The following is a 19,631-nucleotide window of genomic DNA, read 5'->3' as shown; positions in this document are numbered from 1 at the left end:
TTAAAAGAGCCAATGGATAGAGAAACTGAGGCAAAAATCGGAGAAAATAACAATTGTTAATGATCAAGTATTCTGTGGAGCTAAAATCATGACAAATCTCCAATTGACTAGCTATGAGTGTATCGTGATCGGGGCGGGATTAGCAGGATTAATCGCCGCGCGTAATCTCCAGAGGCGAGGTCATCAAGTTCTGGTAATCGAAGCGCGAAATCGTTACGGTGGCAGAATGTCTGGTCAATATCTCCCCTCCGGACAGTGGATCGATCGAGGTGGTCAGTGGGTGGGCCCAACCCAAGAGCGTTTTTTAGCCCTCCTTGATGAGTATCAAATACGTCGTTTTCCCTCTCCCAATCAGGGAAAAACCGTCCTAGTCTTTAACAAAAAACGCTATGAATTCAACGGTTTTTTTCAAGGTTTCCACGAGGGAGAAATACCGGATATCGGCCCGGCAGAATGGCAAGATGCGATGTCAGCATGGGCGCGTTTTCAAGAACTAGCCAAAACCCTACCTTCCGGTTATCCCCAAAGCAACGATCACACCAAAAAACTAGACAGTAAAACTTTTGCCCAGTGGATTGAAGAAAACACCACCACAGATTTTGGTCAATGGTATTTTGCTTATATGGCCCGTGCAGTGGGGTTTCTCGGGCCGGCCGAACCCAACCAAGTATCACTGCTGCACGTTCTTTGGGGACAAAATTGCGCCGCTCAAGCTGAACATCCAGAAGCCGAACTGATCCATGGCGGAGCGGGACAAATTCCCGACAAGATCGCGGCGGAGTTAGGAGGGCGAATTCGACTGGGGGAACCGGTTTTTCGCCTTAATTATGACTCGGCCGGCGTGACCGTAGAAACCAGCCAGAACACTTTTACCGCCAAATTTGCCATCATTGCCATGCCGCCCCATCTTGCCGGCCGCATTATTTATCATCCCCCGCTGCCACCCCAGCGAGAACAACTAACCCAACGAGTACCGATGGGATGCTGCGCTAAAGTCCTGATTTCCTATGAACAACCTTTCTGGCGAAAACAGGGACTAGCGGGACTTGCTCAAGGGAATTGTCAATGGTTGGAACTCTGTGCTGATAGTTCCGATCCCGAAACCGGCGTGGGGGTAATGGCCACCTTCCTAGTTGGCGATCGCTATAGTCGTTGGCGCTCGATGAGTGGCCCGGCGCGCCGTGCCGCCGTCCTCTCGGATTTAGCTATTTATTTCGGTCAAGAGGCCCTTTTCCCGATCAGTTACGATGAGGTGGATTGGCCCGGGGAGCCCTGGACTGGTGGCGCATATTCCGCTTTTATGCCCCCCGGAGTCTGGACAAGTTTCGGCGAGGCTCTTTTTACTCCCGTCGGACCGATTCACTGGGCCGGCACAGAAATGGCCGATCGCTGGCCGGGATTTTTTGAGGGAGCGATCCGCACCGGTGAGGCAGCGGCCGATCGAATCGCCTTGCTTTTCCGCGAAAAATGAGCATCTACAGGGCTACGCACCTCCTTAGGTCAAAAAAGTCATCATAGTCAATTTTCGTGGATAATAGGGCAGAAAAATCCTAAATCATCACTATTTCGCCCTGGTAATGTTCGACGAAATATTGGACACGATGACGATATTCTTTAATTGTCCGATCGACCCATTCCCGATGTTCACTGTTAGCGTAGATATGCACTAAAGGTTCTCCGGCATCGGGTAAAATCAATACCCAGTCATCATTAAGGGGATTAATCACCTTCACCCCATCGATCAACTCTAGATTATCGGTAGCGTGAGTTTCCACCAGATAGCGCATCAAGGATCCCTTTACTTTCCAAGGACAACGCACCGCCGTATTCTTATTATAAATGCGCGGTAACTCGGCCCGCACCTGAGCTAGAGAACGTTCCTGAATGGTTAACATCTCCAAAAGTTTCGCCACGCTGAACATGGCATCGAAACCAGGATGTAATTGCGGAAAAATAAAGCCAGTTTGCCCTGATCCTCCTAAAACCACATTAGGATTGGTTTGACATCCTTCCATTAAAGCGCTAGGACTGGCTTTTGTCCGCACCACCCGGCCATCGTGACGACGCGCGATCTGTTCCACGGCACTAGAAGCATGAACCGGCACTACCACTGTACCGCGAGGATGGGCGGTCAGAATTGTATTCACCATTAAAGCGGTTAATTGTTCCCCGCGAATCGATAAACCACTCTCATCGACGAGGACTAATTGTTCCCCGTTGGCCGAAACTTGTACGCCTAAGTTCGCTTTCAGGGCCTCCACCACATGGCCCAATTGATGGATCAGTAACTCTCTTTCCTGCATGGAAAGGGCATTCTGACGTAAACTGGCATTGAGAACCACGGCATCACAGCCAAATTTGGCCAGTAATTCTGGTAAAATTGCCCCTGAGACTCCGTAGGCGTAATCAATGACGATTTTGGAACCACTATTGCGAATGGCCTCCACATTTAGCTGAGTTTCAAAGGTTTTGCGGTAATTATCGAGAATATCAGCCGGATAGGACATACTGCCGATTTCCTGCATTCCCACCCGTCGCAGATCTTCTTTGAAATAAGCACCTTCGATTTTCTTTTCCTTGGCTTTGGAAACATTAATCCCTTTTTCGTCTAAAAACTCGATTAAGAGAAAATCCGGGCGATCCGGGTGGATACGAACGTGAATGCCACCGACTACGTTTAATTTAGCCACTAAAGTCCTGGAAATCGGTAAAGCATTCGCTTGTAGGTTTTGGATATTCACCCCCACGGACATTAAACCGGCAATCAGCGAGCGACTGACCATGCGCGAGACACTACGTTGATCCCGGGAGACGATTACCGTTGACCCCGGTTTCAGGATGGAACCGTAGGATGCCCCCAGTTTAACGGCGAATTCGGGCGTGATATCGATGTTAGCGAGGCCCGATACTCCTCGTTGACCGAAGAGGTTTTTATGGGCAGTATTTCCCCAAATCAGGTTAATATTGAGGATGGCTCCCGATTCGATCTGTTTACTCGGCCAGACTCTGACCCCAGAATTGATCTGCGCTTCTTCCCCCACGATCGATAATTGTCCGATCACCGCACCTTCGTGTACCTGGGACCGTCGATCGATTCTGGTTCCCCTAGCGATCGTACAAGCGGCTAAATTGACCTCATCCCCGATCACCACACCATTCCAGAGGATGGGACGTTTCAGATCGGAACCAGCACCGATGGTGACATTATCGCCGATAACCGAACCCCTCTCGATCAGAACATTTGCACCAATACGGCAATGATTGCCGATCATGGCCGGTGCCTCGATCTGGGCGCTAGGATCGATATAGGTATTAGTGCCGACCCACACCCCGGGGGATTTTTCTCGATAGGGAAATTCTAGGTTAACTTTGCCGGATAAAGCATCGTATTGCGCTTCTCGGTAGGCCTCCAGATGACCGACATCGCACCAATAACCATCGGCCACATAACCATACATAGGTTCGCCCCTTTGCAGCAGCAGCGGAAACAAATCTTTAGAAAAGTCGGTTTCTTCTTTGTAGGGGAGATAATCGAGGACTTCTGGTTCGAGAATATAGGTTCCGGTGTTGACAGTATCGGAAAAAATCTCGCTGGTGGATGGTTTTTCGATAAAACGGCGAATTCTGCCTTCTTTGTCGGTAATCACTACCCCAAATTCGATCGGATTGGCAACCCGCGTCAGGACGAGGGTTGCTTTCGAGTTTTTACTTTTATGGAATGCGATCGCTTTTTGCAGGTCAAAATCGGTGATACTATCGCCACTAATCACCAGAAAGGTATCATCTAACCATTCGGCAATATTTTTCACACATCCTGCGGTGCCTAGGGGTTGATCCTCCTCGACAGCGTAGGTAATTTTTACCCCAAAGTCGCTGCCGTCTTGAAAGTAGTCGCGCATGACATCGGGAAGATAGTGCAGGGTGGTGATAATTTCGGTAATGTCATGTTTTCGTAGTAAATTGATAATATGTTCGGCGATCGGACGGTTGAGAATCGGGACCATCGGTTTGGGAAGATCACAAGTAAGCGGACGTAATCTTGTCCCCGAACCACCTGCCATTAATACCGCTCGCATAATTTCCTCCCAAGGCTATCTTTTCGCCGTTTTTAAATATTTTTTTCAAATTCTGGCTTGAGTTTCCCGACCTCGATCGAGCTAGTCCCTAACCGGCATTCTAACACCGTCCCCCCGATTCAGAACAATATTTTCTTTTCCCAAGCCAGCAAAACCAAAGCTTAAAATAGGAGATGTGAATTGTCTAAATCTAAGGATGAGATGGCATGAGACTGGTTATTTTTCTCTTAATAATTGTTTATGGTGCCGGTGGTTGGAAATTCTGGAATGGATACAGAAGCACTAATTTTAGTTCCAGTTTACCCAATCGTTTAGCTCTAACGCTGTTCTGGCCGCTTCTGTTGGCTGTTAATCCCGCCTATCGCAAGAATTTTCAAAAAGCCCTCAAGGGCAAATAAAATTAACATACTGCCAAGGTCACGGCCATAAAACAGAAAGTGGGTGGGTATCGAGGCGTTTTCTGCCGGATTAGTCGAGATTACCCCCCCCAAAAAACCCTAAATAATCCATGGCAATCGGCAATTTAGCTGTGGATGGCTTATTATGGTTAGGGAAAAAAAGGGGTCGTAGCTCAGTTGGATAGAGCGAGTGCCTCCTAAGCACTAGGCCGCCGGTTCGATCCCGGCCGATCCCGCCTTTTTCAGTGTTGCCAAAGGCACGGCGTAGCCGTCCAGTGATCAGTAAACAGTGAAAAGATGCTGGGAAACTGCTATTTAATACTGCTCACTTAAAACTCAAAACTTAAAACTGATAACTGATCACTGATCACTGATCACTGATATTTATCTTCTCATTCTGCCCTTAACTTGATACCAAAGCCTTCTTAAACGTAGATCGAGAGAAAAACCCCGACTGGTGGGAATAACAATCGTGCCACCGATGCGATCGTGGAAAGCGCGGTTAAATTGCTCATCACCGATCGCCATACCACAGTCGGCGAAAAGGGGCGAAGATAATAAAATCAAACTTAAAGGATTGCCAAAAAAAGTATTTAACCCTACCATCATTAAAGCTGCCCCGCCACCAGCGATCGCCTCTCGTTTGCTTAACTCCAAAATTCCGGGTAAACGCTGAAGTTGTAGATCGATGATCTTCATATCCAGGGCCCAACGTCCTAAACTCTGACCCTGATTCTGCGCTACCAATAACACCCGCAAACACCACCAAATCAGGAGAAAAAGGAAAAATTGCAGTACAGGCGCACTATTAGCAAAGGAGCTTAAAAACCAGATCGAGGCAAAGTCGATCAGGAAAGCATAGGCGCGACGATCTAAGGGAATTTTCGGAAATTTTTGCGGTAGATTATCTTCAGGCGGGATGGGGTAAACCATAAAAGACCTCTTGTAAAAATCAAAAATTGTTGTTAGGGTTAGGGGTCAGTAGCCAGTAGTCAGGAGTCAGGAGAATTAAGAATGAATGATAATCAGTTAAATAATCTATTTACAGACTTTATGCCATTTAATTCTTATTTTTGCCGTTTTTGAACCCTGAAAAATTAATTATGCAAGAGATTTAAAGTAAATTCTCGGAAAAATCCTGCTGTTTATCTTCCACTTTAATCGGGAAATTGGCAATTCTAGGATAGTTGTCTCTTGTCTTTTTTCTCCCCCCGTCTCGGAGTCTTCTGTCTGGGGGTCTCCTCACCTAAGGTCAGATTTTTGATTTTTGCAGGAGATATAATTATTAATCGACTCGGAGATCTAAGCTACCATTGAGCAAAGGTAGCCCAGAATACAGGGATAATCATGGAGCAAGATTCATTAACAACGGAGGTTATTCTGACCCATCCGCGGCAAAGTTTGGGAGAGATACAGTTGGATTGGATGCCACAACCGGGTAATTATTTGGCCTTAAAAGGACAAACCTATGCGGTTTTGGAACGTCACCACCAGTATCAATACAAGATTGGTGGCTATTGTTTACGCAAAATATCCCTTTATGTACAAACTGCTCCCACTCCTAACGAAAAAAGTTTTATTGAAGGACGTTGGGTGATGGGGGATGCTAGTTGTCGTTTTAACGCCAGATCCGAACTGTTACGCTGTGCGATTAACCCCTCCGGTCCCTGTCAAGATTGTCGTTTTTACGAAACTATTAACCCTTAAAAGAGCCTTTTTCGGCAACAATCTGGCTATTTTCCCCAGCTAAGCTAAGACGCATTTAAACCGCTTACTCTTAGATTAGCCGAACCGCCCCCAATCCCTTTACTGTTGCCTTTTGCCTCTTGCCTCTTGCCTCGTCTCAACAAGCAATTTAAATTAAGAACAGCTTAATCGCTATATTGATCAATCGCCTATGAATCATCCTTATTCTTGGATCGAGGATAGCTTAAAAACCCTCCATCGGGCCAATTGGTATCGAAGGGTTAAAACCATTCAAGGCCGGGGCGGAGCCGTTATAGAATTAGAGGGTCGATCGCTGCTCAATTTTGCCAGTAATGATTATCTGGGATTAGCAGCCGATGAAAGAATGATCGCGGCAGCCATAGCAGCGACACAAAGCTATGGAACCGGAAGCACCGGCTCGCGTCTATTAAGTGGACACCGAGATCTTCATCGAGACTTAGAATTAGCGATCGCATCTTTTAAAAATAGCGAAGACGCGATCGTTTTTAGTTCGGGATATTTAGCCAATTTGGGGACAATTACCTGTTTAGTGGGGCAGAAAGACCTGATTTTAGGCGATCAATACAATCACTCTAGCCTCAAAAATGGAGCCAAGTTAAGCGGTGCCACGGTGAAAGAATACCAGCACAATAGTCTCGAAGATTTAGAAAATCAGTTATTAGCCCACCGTCATCACTATCGTCATTGTTTACTGCTCACCGATACAGTGTTTAGTATGGATGGGGATATCTGTCCCCTAGCGGGAATTCTCGCTCTAGCCGAGATTTATAATTGCATGGTTTTGGTGGATGAGGCCCACGCTACCGGAGTTATGGGGGAAAATGGCACAGGTTGCGTGGAATATTGTGGTTGTCAGGGACGGGAATTAATTCAGATGGGAACCCTGAGTAAAGCTTTGGGCAGTTTAGGGGGCTATGTGACCGGAAACGCCAAAATTATCGATTTTATCCGCAATCGCGCCGCCACCTGGATTTATACTACCGGTTTATCCCCCGCCGACACCGCCGCCGCTAGAATGGCTTTAGAGATTATTGGTCTGGAACCGGAACGTCGCCAACGCTTACACCAAAATATTAATTTTGTCAAGAGTAACTTAAATAATCTTAATATATTGCCTTCGGAAGCGGCGATTTTATGTTTACCGGTAGCCAATCCGGGTCAAGCCCTAGAATTATCACAAAAACTGCTAGAAAAAGGGATTTTTGCCCCCGCCATTCGTCCTCCTACCGTTCCCACCAGTCGTCTGCGGTTTACTGCCATGGCTACCCATAGCCTCGCCCATCTAGAGGTTCTTGTCCAGTCTATTGGCGAATCTTTCCCCACATAGGGAAAAAGTTTTTGGTGGGAGCAGGGTATGGGAACGGCTTATGCTGCGGCAGGTTTAGGGACTCTTGAAAGGATTGACAATTTTCAGCCCATCAATGTCTGAATAGCCAAAGTCTTCTGTATAGAGAGTTTCGACGTTTGCTTCCAAACAAGCAGCAACCACCATCGAATCCCAATGAGACAAACTAAAACGGCTGATCAAGTCCTCAGCACGATTAATCACAGCCCAAGTTGGCAAAGCTGTGTACCAAACCTGTTGCAAATCTCGAATGTACTGATAGGCTTGCGCTCTGTCATACCCAAATGGCTCAAGTTTGCGGCTTGCCGCTAAATATTCGCAGGCAACCCGCCAAATTAAAACTCCCTCTGTCAGATTAGCTACTAGAGAAGCTGCGATTGCCTGCTCACTAGGATAACGCGAATCATTGACGTAAATTAAAACATTTGTGTCAACGGCGTTCATGCAACATATCTCTCGTAAACTGGGGAGCATTAGAGGGAATGGGGTTTTGTTGCATTCGCTCAACAAGCAGCCTTAAAAAATTCTGCCTAGCCGCAATATCGGTAATCTTTGGGGGAATAATTTGAGGTGATTTTACAAAAAGCTCCACCTCAGTGCCTTCAGGTAAATCGTAAGCTGTTTGAAGGATGAACGTACCACTATGATAAATCGCTTTCAAAGCTTGGGGCATGGGGAAATCTCTATCACAAGAATTAGGGGTGATTTAGTTAGCTGCTTACAGTCTAGCCTACAGGATTGCCCCTCTATTTTAACCAAAGCTAACATTCCTCAACTTGGCCCACCAGATCAGCATTGCACTTTAACCCACAGCTTCAATCAATGTGCATGGTGCGTTCCCCCAAAAATCGATCGGTGAAGCAGTAGGAGCCACATTAGGGAACGCACCCCACCAGATCAGCGTGCTGCTACGCAGTGCCTTCGGCATCGCACTTTGTAAAATGGGTTGAAATAAATATTGCAATAGACTCATTCTCCCGCAATTGTCAAAACCTTTCTGTAGAGTGTTTCGCTAATTCGGAATTCTGCTTTTGAGATTAGCTGATCAACAATCGGTTTAATATTCATAATCAATTCTTTTTGCTTGGCTTCGAGTAAAACGCCCAATATTCCAGTAATATTTAGCCCAAGAGATCGTGCAACTTTGCGTCCTTTTCTTTCATCCAAAATTAATATATCTGCGCCTAATTCTAGCGCTAAAATAATCCCTTCTGATTCTCCTCGGTCTAATTTATTGAGTAGTTGATTAACTTGGTTTTGCTGGGTGACGGGCCGTGTTTCTATCCAAGATAAGGTCATGATTTCAATCGTGCCAGGAACGGCGTAACCTAAACTCGCCATTTCCTCATAAACGGCTTGAGGAATGATAATTGTTCCATAGAGTTGATGCAAAAGGGTTAACTGGTTAACGGCGGCTAGGTTGGTAATGGGTGAGGTGTCACTCACGACGATCATAGTCTGCCTAGTTTTTGTAAGGTTTGGATGTCTTCTTCTAATTCTTCAAGGTCATAATGGACACAAATCTCTCGTAGATTAAGTTCGTGTTGAAATTGGAGGAGGTTCATGCCTGCAAGATGACGGGCTTTGCCGATGCTGATTTTGTCTTGTTTAAAGAGCATGATGGCGATTTCTAGTTTTAGCTCGTCTTCGGAGAGTCCTGATGCGGTCAGTATGTCATTAGGAATAACTACGCTCATAATTTTTAGGGGTTGGCGATTGTCAAATCAGCGATGGTTTTATGATAGCTCGCTTGTGTCTAGTGCCTTGAGGGAGGTTTATGATTTCTCCAATCTCCGTTAAAAAGAAGCAAATATCAAATAATCCTCTTTTAAATAGCAAAAAAAGAGACCCTTGCGGTTCTCCTGTTGTAATCCCTTCAATTAAAGCTTAGTTTTTGTCTGCCTGAGTGGGGCGGCGCTTGAAGCCAGCCCCCAGAGCGACGACAGCCCCCAGACCAACGAGGGCAGAGGGTTCCGGGGTTTGAGCGGGGGGAGCGGCATCGCACTTAAACCCACAGTAAATGTGCATGGTGCGTTCCCCAAAAATCTATTAGTGGAGCAGTAGGAGCCACATTAGGGAACGCACCCCACGGCTGCGTTGTTAGACCGCACCTCACCGAATCTCTTCTAGCACTGGCTCATAAGGCTTCAATCTTGACCTTACCGCCCTCAATGTTATCGACCTGCAACCGATATCTGTAAAGCAGCGCCATTCCTAGTAGAGGCTCTGTTTCTGATTCTGCAATATCAATCTCTTGGTACTGCCCATCCCATATCACAGTCCCAGTGTACAGATCAAAATAAGTTTCACTGCCATCACCCAGCGTGACAAAATCAGAACCACTCCAAGGTAAATTTAATGTAGCGATGATTGTAGAGGGCAAAGATAAAAATCCATTGAACCCGGTATCAATCACCGCGTCAACCGCTTGCAGTTGCCGATTTGAGTTTCCGACTACAATCGTTAGCGTGGCTTCACGCCGCCAATTGACAACACCTTCCATCATGGATTTTTCTTCAAACTCCGTGCCCCGAAATGATAAACAGCGCGATGTCCGATACGAATGATCCAAGGTTGGGCATCGGGGTGACGTTCAAAGAGCCGATTAGTTGCAGGCACAACGTTTTCATCGACTTCAAACTCTCCAGTTTCAATGTCGATCGCTACAATCTTACCTTCATTACCGGCTTCGACTTGCTGCCGAATGCCAGATTCGTAGAGTTTTTGCCCTCGCTCGGCTAACTCATCTTTGGGATAACGCCGTTGACGAACTGCCATCTGGTTGACCTCAACTCAGTATTTTGCCTTAATTATACTCTGATTTATTCTAACGAAGTGCTCCCGCTCTACTACTGATGAGCCGCCTCATCGGAAGCCCCCCAGTGGTGCACTTCAAATTTGAATCGGCGCTTCAATCAATGTGCATGGTGCGTTCCCCAAAAATCGATCAGTGGAGCAGTAGGACTTGCATTAGGGAACGCACCCTACAAGATCAGCGTGCTGCTACGCAGTGCCTTCGGCATCGCACTACAAATCATCAATCGTTACCAACCCACCTTCCGTAAACTGAATCACAAGTTCATAGCTATCTAATAAAGCAGTTCCAACCAGGGGTCGCCGCCCTGTGGCAAATACACGAGTTTCTCACTCCTCACCATTCCAGATAATAATTGCTTTGTGAAGAGGCAGCATTACTTGGCTGTTGTCTGCTAAATTCGCACGCATATCGTACCTGAAAGGAAGATTCAGTAATGCTACTGCTTCGGGTGGTAAACAAAGCTCATCTGTAAATCCTGTATCTACTACAAACTCAATCGGAAAGTCAGCGCGATTTGGAATCCGAAATGGGATAGTGATAAGCGGGTGTCCATTAGCCACAATACCTGAAATCACTTAACTACACGCTCCATAACACCCCCACCAAAAGCGGCAGCAACGTTGTAGCCAATTTTGATCCCAAAGAGCCGAGCATGGGGGTGTTTCTCGCTCAATAAGTCAGCAGCGTGTAAGCCATTTTTATCAACTTTGTAGTCACCTGTTTCAATGTCAATGATGACCATCTTGCCAATGTTTTCTTCAACTTCCACCTCTTGGCGGATTCTGCTTTCGTACAGTTTCTCTGCCCGTTGAGCAACTTCTTCACGGCTTAAAAGGATTGCTTGCATATACTAACTCCCGATTACGGCTTTTCTATTTAATTAATATCCCCAGCGAGTGGGGACTAAAACAATTATCTTTATTAATTCTAAAGGGATATGTGTTTCCATGCAATTAAGGTCCCCAGCGAGTGGAACGGTGGATCGAATCTAAACGTCGGTGGGATTCTAAGTGGTTTCCATTCAATTAAGGTCCCCAGCGAGTGGGAACTCCTATGGGTAGTATGATTGAAGATAAAGATAGCTTCAAATGTTTCCATTCAATTAAGGTCCCCAGCGAGTGGGAACAAAGCCATTAATCAACAATTACCCAATAAACAGATGGTTTCCATTCAATTAAAGTCCCCAGCGAGTGGGAACTTTACATTTCTTCAAATAATCAAAAAGGATTACTGATTAGATAGACTTAAAGTACAAACTCGTCGCAACATATTCTGACTAGCAATACTATCAGCGGGAACTAGAAAATATTGAGGCCAATAATCTATAAAAGTAGTGTAGGTTTTCCAGCTAGGATTAGCACTTAATTTACCATGATTACAGGACTTGGTATAAGCATTTCTTGTTCTGCCACCAATACTGTATTCAAAGATAACAACTTTTACCTTTGGGTATGTATCATTCTCGCTATAAAATCCATCTTCATTATTGAGAGTATCGTCAGCTAACATAATTTCAAATTTGACACTACGCTCATTTAATTTTATGATTTCACCGTTATTAGTTTGACCAAAATCTACCCACTTTTCTTGTTTATTTTGAGCTAATACAGGTGTTGTGAATATAGGTAGACAAGAAATTGCGATCGCTGTAGTGTATTTGATTAGTTGCATAATTTTAGAACCTCACAATGAATTAAATATAGTTTCCATTCAATTAAGGTCCCCAGCGAGTGGGAACTCAAATCACCTCAGTCTAAAAATAAGGGGGAATTAGTTGATGTTTCCATTCAATTAAGGTCCCCAGCGCGTGGGACGCACCCTACCAGATCGGCGATCGCACTTCCCGGTCCGAGATTCCGGGGGATTCCACCCTAATCCACAGGACATCATGGCCATTTTGTACTAGGGCTTCAACCGCATCAAGGGGGAAATTTTCGTTCGCTAGAAAACGCATCAGTTAAGCAGGAATAGCATAGACTTTCTCAGATTTGAGCATTACACTAGCATAGCTAAGACAAGCTTGAATATCTTCTACTGTAATACCTGGGTAGTTTCGCAGAATTTCATCAATACTCCAACCTTGGGCGAGAAGATCGATGATAAATTCAACCGCAATCCTTGTTCCTTTAATGATAGGTTTTCCCACCAAAATATCGGGATTTAGTGTAATTCGAGTTTCCCAGTCCATAGCTACATCATTGAAAGTGTTTTCAAAAAGGTCAAGGCTGCGTGGGACGCACCCTATATCTCGTTTTATTATAACAGGATTTGGTATCACAGTTTCAATCAATGGGCATGGTGCGTTCCCCAAAAATCGATCGATCAGTGGAGCAGTAGGAGTCACATTAAGGAACGCACCCTACAAGATCGGCGATCGCACTACAAGATATGCGATCGCACTCATAAATCAAATATCTGCTCAAATTTTTCAGGATCAAAATATTTAATAATCATTTCATTGCACTTGAAAAAGTGTGAGATAAGGTCGCTCCAGATCTCTAACTTTATGTCCCCGTCAATGCGCCAAAGCTTTACTTTACAATGACTCTTGAACTCTTTTGGCATAAAAGAATTCTTTCTATTTTGATAACTATCTCTAAGATAAACTTTAACCGCTCCATCCAAATGACGAAATGCTTTTATTTGAATGTCACGTTCACTATGCACATACCGATTAAAGTAGTAATGATCAAATATATAACTATCGCCTGAAATTTCCTCAGCCTCAAATGTTTTAATTCCATCACGATAACTCCAATAGAACTCAGTACGGTCAAGGCTACACGTCTGTTCAAATAATGAATTTTTGTTTCGCTCTACAACAGTCAAGCCAATATAATTTTGGTCATCCAACTTGTTTTTATCAAATGGTAAACCACGCCATCCGTCCATCTCAATAACTTGGCGATAAAACTCTTTTAACATGATTCGTCGGTGATCAATGGCAATCCGAAACTGATTTTCATTTTTTGTATATCGGTAGTACCTTATAAATCCATCTAGAAAATCAAAGTTTGGATTAGATCGGTATCCTCGTCTGAGAAGTTGATGATAATAAAGAATGTGGTCTTTATATTGAATTCCGCCATCAAAAAGAACAAAATTAGAATCTATATGAAGTAATCCATCTTTATCAAACTTATCAGCTAATTCTGGATATATTTTTATCACTTCACTTTGTAATAAATCTTGCTCAAGTACCCCCTTAAAGGAAAAATAGCTTCGCTCGACTTCTGATGAAACATAATAAAGGGCAAATCTTCGCCGCTGCTGCTCAGTCTCTACCTCTAATTTTATATCAAATAACGTTCTGTAGCCACGAGGCATAGCACTTAGAAGTTCTTCAATTTCACTTTGACTACAAGCTGATAAATATTCGTATGCATCGTTAACCAATTCACCTAGATGCTCACTAATTGGATGGGATTGAGCTTCAGGCATATATTGGGATAAAAACATAGGGGAAATATTATAGTGCCTAGTCTTCTTTATCAAGACTTCAAGCTTTCTGGAATCGAGCGGCAAACTTTGTAAACTCATTGTTTGTATAACCTTAAATAACCAAATAATAAAGTTTTTGAAAGGATGTAAAGCACATAAGAGATAAACTAGGACACCTAACCATTTATTATACGAAAACTTTCCGTAAAAAACTCTCCAGAGTAACGATATGGGTCAACTTTCGGCATATCACCCTATTTAGGCGCGATCGCCAAAACTTTTCCCCATATCACGCCCAAAAGCGTGTTAGCCAGATTAGCTTACTGCAAACAATCTCTTTTTAAGGAGACTTATCACAGAAGCTTTCTAGAAAGCTAGCAAAGATTCTTGTATCTGGCTGCACTTTGTCACAAAATTTCACTATTATTTCGGGTAAGGTATGGTAAATCTCTTGATAGATTCAATCGGGACTAACTTCTGGGAAAACCGCTATAGTTCTCCTGCAAAAATCAAAAATCTGACCTTAGGTGAGGAGAATCCGAGACAGGAGGAGAAAAAAGACATAAAAAATTTAGTACAAATGCTCTGTTCTCCCTGCTCTGGCGCTCCCTAGCTTACCAGAGGTCGATTGCGACGACAATTATCACAATGACCACAGCGAAAATTATCGGCATTTTCCTGAAAACCAAAGGCATTTAAGAGAAAGTGCCAACGACAGCGACGGGTATAGAGGTAGGGAAACATCTCATTTTTGGGGTTAAAAGTCATCTTGGCTGAATTATGGCGATAAATAAGCCGATAATGAAAAGGATCGAGCCATTCTAGGCGATCAAGACTGTGTAAAAGGGAGAGAATGAGCGCACCATCGGGAAATTCGGCACTAATCGCCTCTAATTTGCCCTCTAGGGGAATTTGGGCTAAAATTTGCCAAGCTTGTCGGTATTGGCGTTCCTGTTGCAAGTTAAAGAATTTTTGCTGGTTTTTATCGCTATTATCTAACCATCCCGTCGGTTCACTAATTAAGGTGAGAGCCTGCATTTTACCGCCATCGCGACCACCGCGGCCGATTTCCTGTAGGTATTCCGATAGTAAAGCTGGGGGTTGGTAGTGGACAACCCAACGCACATCGGGTTTATTGATACCCATGCCAAAAGCTGAGGTACAGACAACAAAAGTTAAATCCCCCCGCAGCCAATTTTGTTCTATTTCCCGACGCTGAAAGGGGGATAAACCGGCATGATAGGCACTGGTGCGATAGTGGAGAGATTGCAACCATGCCGCTAAATTTTCACTGTGGCGACGGGAACGAGTATAGATCAGGCCGGATTGTCGAGGTTGACCGGTGAGGAAGTTTAATAGTTGATGACGACGACAACCGGGGCTAATACATATTTTGGTGCTTAAGTCAAGGTTTTGACGGTAAGGATTTATTAAGAAAAGCTGCGGTTTTTCTAGTTGTAAGACGCGGGTGAGAGTCTCACGGGTAGCGGGGTTAGCGGTGGCGGTAAAAGCAGCGATCGCTATTTGGCTGCCGGCCGGTTTCGATTGTAGAAGAGCGGGACGGACAGCCCCAAGACGACGGTAGGCAGGACGAAAATTATCGCCCCACTGGGTTAAACAATGGGCCTCGTCGAGGATGAGAGCGTTAATTTTAACGTGGGGAAGGGTTAATTTTGACCAGAGGGGCGGACTTAAGAGGGTTTCCGGCGAAAGATAGAGAAGTCGCAGGGTTTGATCTGCGATCGCATCTAAAGTTTTCTTTCTCTGTTGTCGGGGGATTTCGTGATGAATCAGGGCGACGGGTAGTTTTCTGGCTAATAATTCCTCCACCTGATTTTCCATTAGGGCAACCAGGGGAGAAATCACTAGGGTTAAGCCGGTTTTTAATAAAGCGGGCAATTGAAAACAGATAGATTTACCGAATCCCGTGGGCATGACAATCAGAGCATCTTTTGCCGCTAGAATTGTCTCGATAATCTCCTGTTGGGGAAAGCGAAAGCTATCATAGCCCCAAATTTTTTGAAAAATAGTCTGGATGCTTTCGGGATATTGGGAAGACATGGTTAGACTGCTGGGGTGTGGGGTGTGGGGTGTGGGGGAGAGGAGAGCATTTGTATCAAAATTCAGGGTACTGTTTAAAGGCGCAACTGGTTAGAAACCTCTGGGTTAAACAGTTTGAGCGGTTTTGACTATCCCGAAAGGGGAACAATTTTTCCCCGTACTTAAATTTTTTTTACACTTTTTTAATAATCTGTTACACTTATAGCGAATCAATCTTTGTCTGGGGAATTACTGATGACTGAACCTGTTAGTGCCACCGACCCCGCAGTAGAAACCGCCACCGAAGCGCAACCCAGTTACGTCAAGCTGGCGATGCGGAATATGGTCAAGAAAAAAGGCATCTCTTTAAAACACTTTTTTTTGACTACGGCAGCCTTACTGGCCTTTTTTGTCGGTGTTTCTTATCTGACGCGTCCCTAGGATGAAATCTGGTGAGTGAGACTTTGCCCCTAGTGGTGGATTTATGCCTACAGGATAATTATTTTGCTCCCGGAAATAGTCCTGTGGATGGGGAAACTTGGCACTATTGGTTGGAGACATGGTTAGGCTATCTATCGGATTATCTCCCCGTTGCCGCCGGTTATGAAATAAGTTTGCGCTTAACAGACGATCGAGAAATTCAGACCTATAATTGCCAATATCGCCACAAAGATCAACCGACGGATGTTCTCGCTTTTGCCACTCTCGAAGTGGATTTACCAGTCGATGAGCGCATTTTAGAGACAGAACCTTTATATTTGGGGGATATTATCATTTCTGTCGAGACAGCACAACAACAGGCTTTAACACAAAATCATCCTTTGGCGCGAGAATTGGCCTGGTTAACTGCCCACGCTTGTTTACATCTTTTAGGTTGGGACCATCCCGATGAAACAAGTCTGTTAGAAATGCTATCTTTACAGGAAACTTTATTAGAGACCGTCAAAATTGCCGATACATAGTTAGTTATTTTTGTCAAGCATTATTGAGGAATATGAAGACAAATTATCATCAAGCCAACCAATCTGCCAGCATATCTAATCCCTATCTCAATAATAATTTTATCCCTCGATCGGGACGGGTGGATGAGGGCAACAATTCGACTCAAAGAGAATACGCTTGGCAAGTCGCCTCGAATCTGTTAGTCAGTTTTCGCTACGCTTGGGCAGGAGTCCGTTATGCTTTTGTCAGTCAGAGAAATTTTCGCATTCACACCCTGATTACCCTAGTAGCGATTAGTTGGGGCTTATTTTTGCGAGTTAATGTCCTGGAAATGGCGATTGTCACCCTTACCTGCGCCCTGGTGATGGTCTTAGAATTAATTAACACTGCTCTAGAATCAGTGGTGGACTTGACGGTGGGGCAATCCTACCATGATTTAGCCAAAATAGCGAAAGATTGTGCCGCTGGTGCCGTTTTAATCGCCTCGATCGCAGCTTTACTCGTAGCGGCTTTTATTTTTATTCCCCATTTATTAGTTTAAGCTGGAAGCTTTTTTCAGTGTTGCCAAAGGCACGGCGTAGCCGTCCAGTAAACAGTAAACAGTGAACAGTGAACTGAAAACTCAAATCTGATCACTGATAAGCTGTACTGATTTTAAAATGCGTAGGGGAAACTTCAGTACAAATGCTCGAACTTCCTCTCCCTGCTGCCAACTCCGGCACTGCGGTGCAGTCCTAACCAGTAATATTAGATAGTCAACAGCTTAACTGATCACTGATAACTGATCACTGATAACTGATTTGGCATAAGGGGACTCGACAGCTTTTAGCCGATCAATTTAACTTTTCTTAACCTAAGCCTAAACTGGTAAGGGGAGAGGGTTTCGCTATATATAAAAAATTGTAATCGTCGATACAGCAAAAAATCTCTTTTGTCCCTCTATAGGTTAGACTATAGTTAGTGATAAGACTTCTTTTGTAGATCTTGCAGGAAATCTCCCATGAGTGCCATAACTTTCTCCACCGCTCCCACCGCTTACTCTATCAGGATGATTAAGGACGAAGTCCGTCAGATGGTAGAACAGGGGGTAGTGAGCAGACACCAACCGATCTACACTCTCTGTCAGTTCATTCCCCCCCGGGAGTGGGTTTGTGTTGAATGTGAACTAGAACGGTGTGACTACCTTCTCAGGGATCAAATTGGTGACTTAATCGCCTCGGAATCTTGGGATAATGATTAAACTCTCCCGTTTGCCGATCTGGGGAAAAATCGGACTAATCAGAAATTTAGCAGCTTTGTCCACTTTCTTAACTATTATAATTCAGCCCCAGTTAGTTCTGGGGCTGAAACTATGGGAACAGGAGGGGGATAATTGTTAAGAAAAAAGAAGTTTTTGTGAGATTTAGCAAAGTTAGTTCACAAGTTACCCATTGCCAAGGGACGCTATCTCTAACATCCCCAAATTTTCCCTAACTTAAAATCAGTAGTTGGCGCTGTTGTAAAGAACGCACACCGGTTAATCCTAAAGCAACTTGAGCGTCGATTTCTCCCACGCTTAAACGACCATCACAAGCTTGTAAAAAAGCAAATTCTCTTTCCGAGAGATTAACCGGCCGATAATCGTAATCTAGAACACTTGCACTAGGCCAGCCGTAAAGACAGGGATGAACTTCGGCCACTGCATTCTCTAGGACTTGATCCCCGGACCAATCGGCAGTAAAAATCGGTGGTTTAGCGAGGAAAAATTCATAGTGGGTGATTTCCGGGTCTAATAATTCCGTCAAGCGATAACGTTCCCTTTCCCCTAAATTTTGCGCTCTAGCCATCAATTCGGGGGATTTACCCAATAAACGCTCTAATTGCCAGTAGGAAGGGTTAGAAAAGCCAATAAAGGCTAATCCTGACGCATCAATCAGTTGAAAGAGGGTATCGATATTATAGTCCACTTCCCGGGGGTGAACGTACATATCAGCGAAGGACTCATCGCGATGATTTTCCATTGACCAACGCTCTTTTTCCCGTTTCAAAATGCGATTATTTTCCGGTAGAGAGGCAAAAATCTCTCGGCCGACAGCGACCCCATCTTTATAATCCCCGCGTCGGTCTCCCTGCAAAAGTGCGATCGCAGATTGCATTAACTGGATTTCCCAGCGGCCCAATTGAGCATAGACGAAAATGTGCAGCAGACCACCGGGGGCCAGTTTTTGTGCGAGGGATTGAATCCCTTTAATCGGGTCCGGGAGATGGTGCAGCACCCCGACGCAGTTAATTAAATCAAATTCTCCGGGGAGATTGGTGGCCGATTCGAGGGGTAAATGGTGAAAATCCAGAGAACCTCGGTGCTTTGCTGCGACTCCCGAACGATTACAGCGTTCTTTGGCAATTTCTAGAGCTTTTTCACTGATATCTATCGCGACTACATGAGCGAAAGGGTTGAGCGCGAGCAGATATTCGGTTCCCGCACCAGTACCACAACCTGCATCGAGAATGCGGATATCCTCTCGTTCGGGTTTACGATGACAACAAAAGTTATAGGCAGCAATCCAATTCCAGCGCCAATTGTAACCCGGAGGAGGTTCGTCTAGGAGCGGTTCGGGGGGGAAAGGATAGGTATTGTAGAGACGTTGTACAGCAGTGCGAATAGTAGCGTCGTCGGACATGAAAATTGGCGGAGTTTAGGATAACACTCGATCGATTGTCTCACAGAGGGCAGCGATCGGGAAAGTCAGCCGGGGTTTTTTTTGAGTTGGTCGAGGGTAAATGATAAATAATCATTATGACTATCCGGTTCTGTGCCAAAATTAGATATTATTTCCTTGCTCAATATTCTTTTCTATTCCTTG

The 19,631-nt window shown here is 44.7% G+C and carries 25 protein-coding genes and 1 tRNA gene; 9 read left to right on the top strand and 17 right to left on the bottom strand.

The window, feature by feature from the left end; translation table 11 throughout:
• Positions 1–88: 88 nt before the first annotated feature.
• Entirely contained in the window at positions 89–1,471 is a 1,383-nt protein-coding gene (locus RAM70_RS12720) for a flavin monoamine oxidase family protein (RefSeq protein ID WP_312674035.1), read from the top strand.
• A 79-nt stretch (positions 1,472–1,550) separates the two neighbouring features.
• On the opposite strand, the gene RAM70_RS12715 is transcribed toward RAM70_RS12720, so the two are convergent.
• Entirely contained in the window at positions 1,551–4,076 is a 2,526-nt protein-coding gene (locus RAM70_RS12715) for a mannose-1-phosphate guanyltransferase (RefSeq protein ID WP_312674034.1), read from the bottom strand.
• 206 nt (positions 4,077–4,282) lie between these two features.
• Here RAM70_RS12715 and RAM70_RS12710 point away from each other — a divergent pair, with 206 nt between their 5' ends.
• On the top strand, positions 4,283–4,474 hold the full coding sequence (locus RAM70_RS12710; RefSeq protein WP_045356121.1) for a hypothetical protein: 192 nt from the start codon (positions 4,283–4,285) through the stop codon (positions 4,472–4,474).
• 162 nt (positions 4,475–4,636) lie between these two features.
• Positions 4,637–4,710: transfer RNA gene (locus tag RAM70_RS12705), tRNA-Arg, on the top strand.
• Between the two features lie 148 nt (positions 4,711–4,858).
• On the opposite strand, the gene RAM70_RS12700 is transcribed toward RAM70_RS12705, so the two are convergent.
• The gene (locus RAM70_RS12700; RefSeq protein WP_312674033.1) at positions 4,859–5,407 is read right to left on the bottom strand and encodes an RDD family protein; all 549 of its coding nucleotides are present in this window, start codon (positions 5,405–5,407) and stop codon (positions 4,859–4,861) included.
• 414 nt (positions 5,408–5,821) lie between these two features.
• Between RAM70_RS12700 and RAM70_RS12695 the strand changes: the two genes are divergently transcribed.
• A complete protein-coding gene (locus RAM70_RS12695; protein ID WP_045356117.1) occupies positions 5,822–6,181 on the top strand; it encodes a DUF6464 family protein in 360 nt (119 codons plus the stop codon).
• Between the two features lie 190 nt (positions 6,182–6,371).
• The gene (bioF, locus tag RAM70_RS12690) at positions 6,372–7,529 is read left to right on the top strand and encodes an 8-amino-7-oxononanoate synthase (protein ID WP_312674032.1); all 1,158 of its coding nucleotides are present in this window, start codon (positions 6,372–6,374) and stop codon (positions 7,527–7,529) included.
• Positions 7,530–7,583: 54 nt separating this feature from the next.
• Here bioF and RAM70_RS12685 read toward each other — a convergent pair whose 3' ends face one another.
• The 14 genes from RAM70_RS12685 to RAM70_RS12620 all read right to left on the bottom strand — a co-directional run bounded on the left by RAM70_RS12685 (position 7,584) and on the right by RAM70_RS12620 (position 15,867).
• Complete coding sequence (locus tag RAM70_RS12685; protein WP_045356115.1) at positions 7,584–7,991, bottom strand: PIN domain-containing protein; 408 nt, start codon at positions 7,989–7,991, stop codon at positions 7,584–7,586.
• Positions 7,978–8,220 (bottom strand): antitoxin family protein, encoded by a 243-nt coding sequence (locus RAM70_RS12680; protein ID WP_002763431.1) that lies wholly within the window; start codon positions 8,218–8,220, stop codon positions 7,978–7,980. The genes RAM70_RS12685 and RAM70_RS12680 overlap by 14 nt, the downstream gene beginning before the upstream one ends.
• 296 nt (positions 8,221–8,516) lie before the next feature.
• Positions 8,517–9,002, bottom strand: coding sequence for a PIN domain-containing protein (locus RAM70_RS12675; protein WP_004163648.1), 486 nt, complete (start codon positions 9,000–9,002; stop codon positions 8,517–8,519).
• Complete coding sequence (locus RAM70_RS12670) at positions 8,999–9,244, bottom strand: UPF0175 family protein (protein ID WP_002770883.1); 246 nt, start codon at positions 9,242–9,244, stop codon at positions 8,999–9,001. The genes RAM70_RS12675 and RAM70_RS12670 overlap by 4 nt, the downstream gene beginning before the upstream one ends.
• 190 nt (positions 9,245–9,434) lie before the next feature.
• Complete coding sequence (locus tag RAM70_RS12665; RefSeq protein WP_287999527.1) at positions 9,435–9,575, bottom strand: PEP-CTERM sorting domain-containing protein; 141 nt, start codon at positions 9,573–9,575, stop codon at positions 9,435–9,437.
• 109 nt (positions 9,576–9,684) lie between these two features.
• On the bottom strand, positions 9,685–10,053 hold the full coding sequence (locus RAM70_RS12660) for a clan AA aspartic protease (RefSeq protein WP_190357208.1): 369 nt from the start codon (positions 10,051–10,053) through the stop codon (positions 9,685–9,687).
• Complete coding sequence (locus RAM70_RS12655) at positions 10,050–10,325, bottom strand: hypothetical protein (protein ID WP_002752924.1); 276 nt, start codon at positions 10,323–10,325, stop codon at positions 10,050–10,052. Before RAM70_RS12655 ends, RAM70_RS12660 begins: the two co-directional genes overlap by 4 nt.
• A gap of 366 nt (positions 10,326–10,691) precedes the next feature.
• Positions 10,692–10,940 carry a hypothetical protein gene (locus RAM70_RS12650; protein ID WP_312674024.1) on the bottom strand — a complete coding sequence of 83 codons (249 nt, stop codon included), beginning with the start codon at positions 10,938–10,940 and terminating at the stop codon, positions 10,692–10,694.
• Entirely contained in the window at positions 10,937–11,212 is a 276-nt protein-coding gene (locus RAM70_RS12645; protein WP_002784322.1) for a hypothetical protein, read from the bottom strand. Before RAM70_RS12645 ends, RAM70_RS12650 begins: the two co-directional genes overlap by 4 nt.
• Positions 11,213–11,592: 380 nt before the next feature.
• Positions 11,593–11,874 (bottom strand): hypothetical protein, encoded by a 282-nt coding sequence (locus RAM70_RS12640; RefSeq protein ID WP_199308146.1) that lies wholly within the window; start codon positions 11,872–11,874, stop codon positions 11,593–11,595.
• Positions 11,875–12,184: 310 nt separating this feature from the next.
• Entirely contained in the window at positions 12,185–12,319 is a 135-nt protein-coding gene (locus RAM70_RS12635; RefSeq protein WP_312674020.1) for a DUF5615 family PIN-like protein, read from the bottom strand.
• Positions 12,320–12,322: 3 nt separating this feature from the next.
• Positions 12,323–12,553: a DUF433 domain-containing protein gene (locus tag RAM70_RS12630; RefSeq protein WP_002779924.1), complete on the bottom strand. Its 231-nt coding sequence runs from the start codon at positions 12,551–12,553 to the stop codon at positions 12,323–12,325.
• 212 nt (positions 12,554–12,765) lie between these two features.
• On the bottom strand, positions 12,766–13,905 hold the full coding sequence (locus RAM70_RS12625; RefSeq protein WP_312674017.1) for a hypothetical protein: 1,140 nt from the start codon (positions 13,903–13,905) through the stop codon (positions 12,766–12,768).
• A gap of 510 nt (positions 13,906–14,415) precedes the next feature.
• Positions 14,416–15,867 carry a RecQ family ATP-dependent DNA helicase gene (locus RAM70_RS12620; protein ID WP_312674015.1) on the bottom strand — a complete coding sequence of 484 codons (1,452 nt, stop codon included), beginning with the start codon at positions 15,865–15,867 and terminating at the stop codon, positions 14,416–14,418.
• A gap of 234 nt (positions 15,868–16,101) precedes the next feature.
• On the opposite strand from RAM70_RS12620, the gene RAM70_RS12615 reads away from it, so the two are divergent.
• The 4 genes from RAM70_RS12615 (at position 16,102) to RAM70_RS12600 (ending at position 18,028) form a co-directional block, all read left to right on the top strand.
• On the top strand, positions 16,102–16,287 hold the full coding sequence (locus tag RAM70_RS12615; protein ID WP_045356100.1) for a DUF3285 domain-containing protein: 186 nt from the start codon (positions 16,102–16,104) through the stop codon (positions 16,285–16,287).
• 11 nt (positions 16,288–16,298) lie between these two features.
• Entirely contained in the window at positions 16,299–16,808 is a 510-nt protein-coding gene (gene ybeY / locus RAM70_RS12610) for an rRNA maturation RNase YbeY (protein WP_152606940.1), read from the top strand.
• A gap of 32 nt (positions 16,809–16,840) precedes the next feature.
• Positions 16,841–17,329 carry a diacylglycerol kinase family protein gene (locus RAM70_RS12605; protein ID WP_045356098.1) on the top strand — a complete coding sequence of 163 codons (489 nt, stop codon included), beginning with the start codon at positions 16,841–16,843 and terminating at the stop codon, positions 17,327–17,329.
• 459 nt (positions 17,330–17,788) lie between these two features.
• A complete protein-coding gene (locus RAM70_RS12600; RefSeq protein WP_002738935.1) occupies positions 17,789–18,028 on the top strand; it encodes a DUF4327 family protein in 240 nt (79 codons plus the stop codon).
• A 229-nt stretch (positions 18,029–18,257) separates the two neighbouring features.
• On the opposite strand, the gene RAM70_RS12595 is transcribed toward RAM70_RS12600, so the two are convergent.
• Positions 18,258–19,448, bottom strand: coding sequence for a class I SAM-dependent methyltransferase (locus RAM70_RS12595; protein ID WP_312674009.1), 1,191 nt, complete (start codon positions 19,446–19,448; stop codon positions 18,258–18,260).
• Positions 19,449–19,631: the final 183 nt, after the last annotated feature.

It is taken from the genome of Microcystis wesenbergii NRERC-220, assembly GCF_032027425.1.
Lineage (GTDB): Bacteria > Cyanobacteriota > Cyanobacteriia > Cyanobacteriales > Microcystaceae > Microcystis > Microcystis wesenbergii_A.
The sequence above is the reverse complement of the archived record's forward strand: the minus strand, read 5'-3'. Positions and strand labels throughout refer to the sequence as shown.

Coding starts and splice junctions, on each gene's coding strand:
- RAM70_RS12605 (WP_045356098.1), top strand. CDS start 16,841: ATGAAGACAAATTATCATCAAGCCAACCAATCTGCCAGCATATCTAAT.
- bioF (WP_312674032.1), top strand. CDS start 6,372: ATGAATCATCCTTATTCTTGGATCGAGGATAGCTTAAAAACCCTCCAT.
- RAM70_RS12680 (WP_002763431.1), bottom strand. CDS start 8,220: ATGCCCCAAGCTTTGAAAGCGATTTATCATAGTGGTACGTTCATCCTT.
- RAM70_RS12675 (WP_004163648.1), bottom strand. CDS start 9,002: ATGATCGTCGTGAGTGACACCTCACCCATTACCAACCTAGCCGCCGTT.
- RAM70_RS12625 (WP_312674017.1), bottom strand. CDS start 13,905: ATGAGTTTACAAAGTTTGCCGCTCGATTCCAGAAAGCTTGAAGTCTTG.
- RAM70_RS12635 (WP_312674020.1), bottom strand. CDS start 12,319: ATGCGTTTTCTAGCGAACGAAAATTTCCCCCTTGATGCGGTTGAAGCC.
- RAM70_RS12600 (WP_002738935.1), top strand. CDS start 17,789: ATGAGTGCCATAACTTTCTCCACCGCTCCCACCGCTTACTCTATCAGG.
- RAM70_RS12620 (WP_312674015.1), bottom strand. CDS start 15,867: ATGTCTTCCCAATATCCCGAAAGCATCCAGACTATTTTTCAAAAAATT.
- RAM70_RS12660 (WP_190357208.1), bottom strand. CDS start 10,053: ATGATGGAAGGTGTTGTCAATTGGCGGCGTGAAGCCACGCTAACGATT.
- RAM70_RS12720 (WP_312674035.1), top strand. CDS start 89: ATGACAAATCTCCAATTGACTAGCTATGAGTGTATCGTGATCGGGGCG.
- RAM70_RS12615 (WP_045356100.1), top strand. CDS start 16,102: ATGACTGAACCTGTTAGTGCCACCGACCCCGCAGTAGAAACCGCCACC.
- RAM70_RS12685 (WP_045356115.1), bottom strand. CDS start 7,991: ATGAACGCCGTTGACACAAATGTTTTAATTTACGTCAATGATTCGCGT.
- RAM70_RS12700 (WP_312674033.1), bottom strand. CDS start 5,407: ATGGTTTACCCCATCCCGCCTGAAGATAATCTACCGCAAAAATTTCCG.
- RAM70_RS12640 (WP_199308146.1), bottom strand. CDS start 11,874: ATGTTAGCTGACGATACTCTCAATAATGAAGATGGATTTTATAGCGAG.
- RAM70_RS12645 (WP_002784322.1), bottom strand. CDS start 11,212: ATGCAAGCAATCCTTTTAAGCCGTGAAGAAGTTGCTCAACGGGCAGAG.
- RAM70_RS12630 (WP_002779924.1), bottom strand. CDS start 12,553: ATGGACTGGGAAACTCGAATTACACTAAATCCCGATATTTTGGTGGGA.
- RAM70_RS12670 (WP_002770883.1), bottom strand. CDS start 9,244: ATGAGCGTAGTTATTCCTAATGACATACTGACCGCATCAGGACTCTCC.
- RAM70_RS12695 (WP_045356117.1), top strand. CDS start 5,822: ATGGAGCAAGATTCATTAACAACGGAGGTTATTCTGACCCATCCGCGG.
- RAM70_RS12715 (WP_312674034.1), bottom strand. CDS start 4,076: ATGCGAGCGGTATTAATGGCAGGTGGTTCGGGGACAAGATTACGTCCG.
- RAM70_RS12665 (WP_287999527.1), bottom strand. CDS start 9,575: ATGCACATTTACTGTGGGTTTAAGTGCGATGCCGCTCCCCCCGCTCAA.
- RAM70_RS12595 (WP_312674009.1), bottom strand. CDS start 19,448: ATGTCCGACGACGCTACTATTCGCACTGCTGTACAACGTCTCTACAAT.
- RAM70_RS12655 (WP_002752924.1), bottom strand. CDS start 10,325: ATGGCAGTTCGTCAACGGCGTTATCCCAAAGATGAGTTAGCCGAGCGA.
- RAM70_RS12710 (WP_045356121.1), top strand. CDS start 4,283: ATGAGACTGGTTATTTTTCTCTTAATAATTGTTTATGGTGCCGGTGGT.